This is a genomic window from Microcoleus sp. A003_D6, assembly GCF_036702825.1.
Lineage (GTDB): Bacteria > Cyanobacteriota > Cyanobacteriia > Cyanobacteriales > Microcoleaceae > Microcoleus.
This window is the reverse complement of record NZ_JAUBWA010000249.1, coordinates 1-3650: the sequence shown is the minus strand read 5'-3', so window position 1 is coordinate 3650 and position 3650 is coordinate 1. Positions and strand designations below refer to the sequence as shown.

Sequence of the window (3650 nt, the reverse complement as noted above, 5' to 3'; positions counted from 1 at the left end):
GGTGCACTTTTAGCTCAGTCGTTGCGGGGTTTGGCGAATGATGTTTATTGCCAGATTGGTTTGGTGATGTTGATTGGGTTGGCTAGTAAAAACGCAATTTTAATTGTGGAGTTTGCTAACCAGTTGCGGGAGCGGGGGTATCCAATTGCTAAGGCGGCAGTTGAGGCGGCTCAAGAGCGTTTACGACCGATTTTGATGACTTCTTTATCATTTATTTTGGGGATTGCTCCTCTGATTAACCCGGACGGTGCCGGGGCCGCAAGTCGTAAATCGCTAGGGAATGCGATCGCGGGGGGAATGGTTGTTTCTACTTTCTTGAGTTTGTTTATGGTGCCGGTTCTGTATGTGGTGGTTGTCTCGGCTCGCGATCGCTTTACGAAACGCGATCGACTAGACAATCTGCCCGATGATGGTACAACTTTGAACGGGAAAACGACTCTCCACGATGAGGTGGAACGCGATAAAGTGGTTCTCAAGTAAGTGAAGTACGTTGTTGGGCCCCGGCCCTCAAGAGCGCTGAAGCCCAACAACATACCTTTAACAAATAACAAACTTATGTTTGCAGACTGCTTTATTAAACGACCCGTTTTTGCTAGCGTCTGTGCCTTAATTATCATTTTAGTAGGCGCAATCAGCATTCCGGTAGTCCTATTTAGGTAAGGATAGACATAGCTCTTTTCCTGTAAGGCTTTCAGAGCTTGGAGCCAACCTTGCAGAGCTGAAGTATCCTGGCTTTTTTAATGCATTTGCAGCTACAAAGCCAAGACATTAACGAAATAATTAGCACTTTGAACCCTGTCCTGAGCAGATACTTGGATCTTTCTACACGGTAGTAAATCAATGAACTCCAGACTGCCAAGGAATTTCAACCATCCTTACCTTTAGGCACTACCGATAATTCAATAATTAACATTGAATTAGACCTCTTGCAAAAATAACTAGGACGGGCAAGATGCCCATCCCACAAAATTTTTTTTCTTGTGGAATGGGCCCCAGAGCCCGTTCCAGAATTTGATTAAAAGGATTTTTGCAAGAGGTCTATTAAAATAACCCTTAGTTAACGTTATTTTAACAGTTATTCACCTCTCGATTGCTAGTGGCTAATATTCCTTCCCGCCGACCCAAAAGCCAATAGGTCATCATTTCTCCTCTTCCCTTGACCTCGATCGTACCCCTTGGCTCTAGTAAGTATTTATTCTGTAATTTGAGATAAGTCGCATCGGTGACTTGAATGTATCCCGGTTTGCCGTGGGATTCCATCCTTGAGGCGACATTCACCGCATCACCCCAGAGGTCATAGATAAATTTCTTAATCCCAATTACTCCCGCAATTACAGGACCCGTATTAATCCCGATCCGAATTTGTAGAGATTCCCCAAAAATAATCTCCACGTCTTGCATATAGGCTTGCATATCTAACGCCATGTTGGCGATCGCTTCGGAATGATCCGGTCGAGAAACGGGTAAACCACCAACTACCATGTAGGCATCCCCAATGGTTTTAATTTTCTCTAAGCCATACTTTTCAGTGAGTTGATCGAAGGCAGAGAAAATTTGGTTCAAACCTGCTACCAATTGCATCGGCTCTATCCGGGCCGAGATACTGGTAAAACCTACGATATCCGCAAACAAAATCGTGGCTTCTTCAAAATGTTCAGCAGGGGATTCATTAGTCCGCATGAGGCGATCGGCAATTTCCGCAGGTAAGATATTCAAAAGTAATTGTTCTGACTTTTCTTTTTCTTGGCGCAGTTCTCCAGTTCTTTGCTCCACTCTAGCTTCCAACTCTTCATTTGCCAAATGGATGGTATCTAGAGAATCCTTCAGTTGTCTGGTCATGCCGTTAAAAACGTTGGCTAATTTGCCAAGTTCAACGATGGAACTAACCTCCACTTGTTGGTTGAGATTGCCCCCAGCGATCGCTTCCGAGGCAGTGGTGAGCCGCTCCACAGGACGGATAATCCGGCGAGCGGTCAGGATACCCAACAATATTGCCAAAATCAAAGTTGCTAAACAGAGCAGGATTGTAGTCTGAGTATTAGCATTAATTTGATTCATAAAATCTGCTTCTGGAATAGTCACCACCACCAACCAATCAATACCTTTACCATCTCGAAAAGGATCGACTTGGACGAAATAATTTTTACCAGAGACGGTAAATTTCAGTTGATGAGATGCTTGGATATTTTGAAAATCCCGAAACTGCTTTAGCAAAGCTTGACTCGCTTTTTGAGTGATGGCATTGCTACTATTGACAACCTTGAGTCGTTCAACTCGTTGCTCTGGCAGTTCGACAACCTTGTCTGGGTAATATTGAAAGGGCTTTTCCCCTGTAGAGGTGGCAAGCATTTCTCCAGAACGTTCCAGAATAAAACTTTGCCCAGTTTTACCGATTTTGAGGTTACTTAAAAAATCCCCAAACATTACCAGATTTAAGCTGGTCATCCACACTCCTTGGAAATCTCCAGTCTGGGTATATATGGGTTTACCCGCCGCAATATATAAGTATTTGCCTGTAATGTGAGGATATAATTTTGCCCAAACAGCTTGCTTTTGCTGGACTGGAATTTTATAGTAGGGGCGTTGGCGGGGATCAAAGTTAGGTTTCCCGGCGTTGATAATTTCTCGGCGTTCCCCCTCTGGACTGGTGGTATAGGTCGTCAAAGTGTGGTTATTTTCTACCTCCGAAGCACGGATGACGATCGTGCCATCATCCTGCCGCTCACCAGCAAAAAATTCCTGATTGGGGGTAACAAAAGCTGCGGCAGCAACAAGGGGAAAGGCAGGGAGTTGTCCCCATAGAAACTTCTCTACGTCTCTCCCATTATTAAGATCGATGCGGTTTTGTCTCAGGGCTGTATCATAGCTTTCAAAAGATTGAAAGGGAATAGCAACCAGATAAGTTAGATTTTGCTTGATGCGATCGCTCATATCATGCCGCAACTGAGTAGCTACATCATTTACTGCTTTTTGACCGTTTCTATAGGAAAGATAACCAACAACAGCCACTGCTCCAACTGTTTGGAAAACAAATGGAACAATTAGCATCATTTGTAGGGGAATTTTTCTGAAAAGTCCAGGTGATAAGAGCCTCCTTGATTTACCAAGCATAGTGACTTCTCCCGAGATTGATACCTAGCATAAGTTAATAGGAATTTAATTTGCATGCGCCTACACCCTACACCTCATACCCCACAACCCTTTCGACAATTTGAATGTGCAATTTATTGCTCTTGTGTCACTCTGATGGGAGTATAATAGCCGAAAACGACCCAAACTCAGTTGCTGTCTATGGATGAAGCCCGCTCATCTCGACCCACCATCAATTTTATTGATTAATATTGTGCCTCCTGGGGGGGTGAAAACCCGCTCCAAACCCATAGTTAGTAAGGATTGAGCCAACTTGTGGTAAAAAAAGATAGGCAGCAGAATTGTTACACGCTTGCTTATCCAAAAAAATAATGATACGAAGATTCTACCAGACTCATTTACAAAAATACCTGACGCCATCTCAGTTTTTGGTGATGAAAACCTTGCTATCCTTGATGCAATCTGAAAAACAGGTGAGATTAGAACGGCTCTGGGTTCGCAGTATGTGAACGATTTTAATCTCCAGCAGCGCAATTATCGGGTGTATGTTCAGGCGGATC

Annotated in this window: 2 protein-coding genes; one reads left to right on the top strand and one right to left on the bottom strand. The window is 43.8% G+C overall.

The annotated features are described in order from the left end of the window. Positions 1–480 (top strand): efflux RND transporter permease subunit (locus QUB70_RS31985; protein ID WP_332985818.1); only part of this gene is annotated, 480 nt, incomplete at its 5' end. A 588-nt stretch (positions 481–1068) separates the two neighbouring features. On the opposite strand, the gene QUB70_RS31980 is transcribed toward QUB70_RS31985, so the two are convergent. Further along, positions 1069–3051, bottom strand: coding sequence for an adenylate/guanylate cyclase domain-containing protein (locus tag QUB70_RS31980; RefSeq protein ID WP_332985817.1), 1983 nt, complete (start codon positions 3049–3051; stop codon positions 1069–1071). Between the last annotated feature and the right edge of the window lie 599 nt (positions 3052–3650).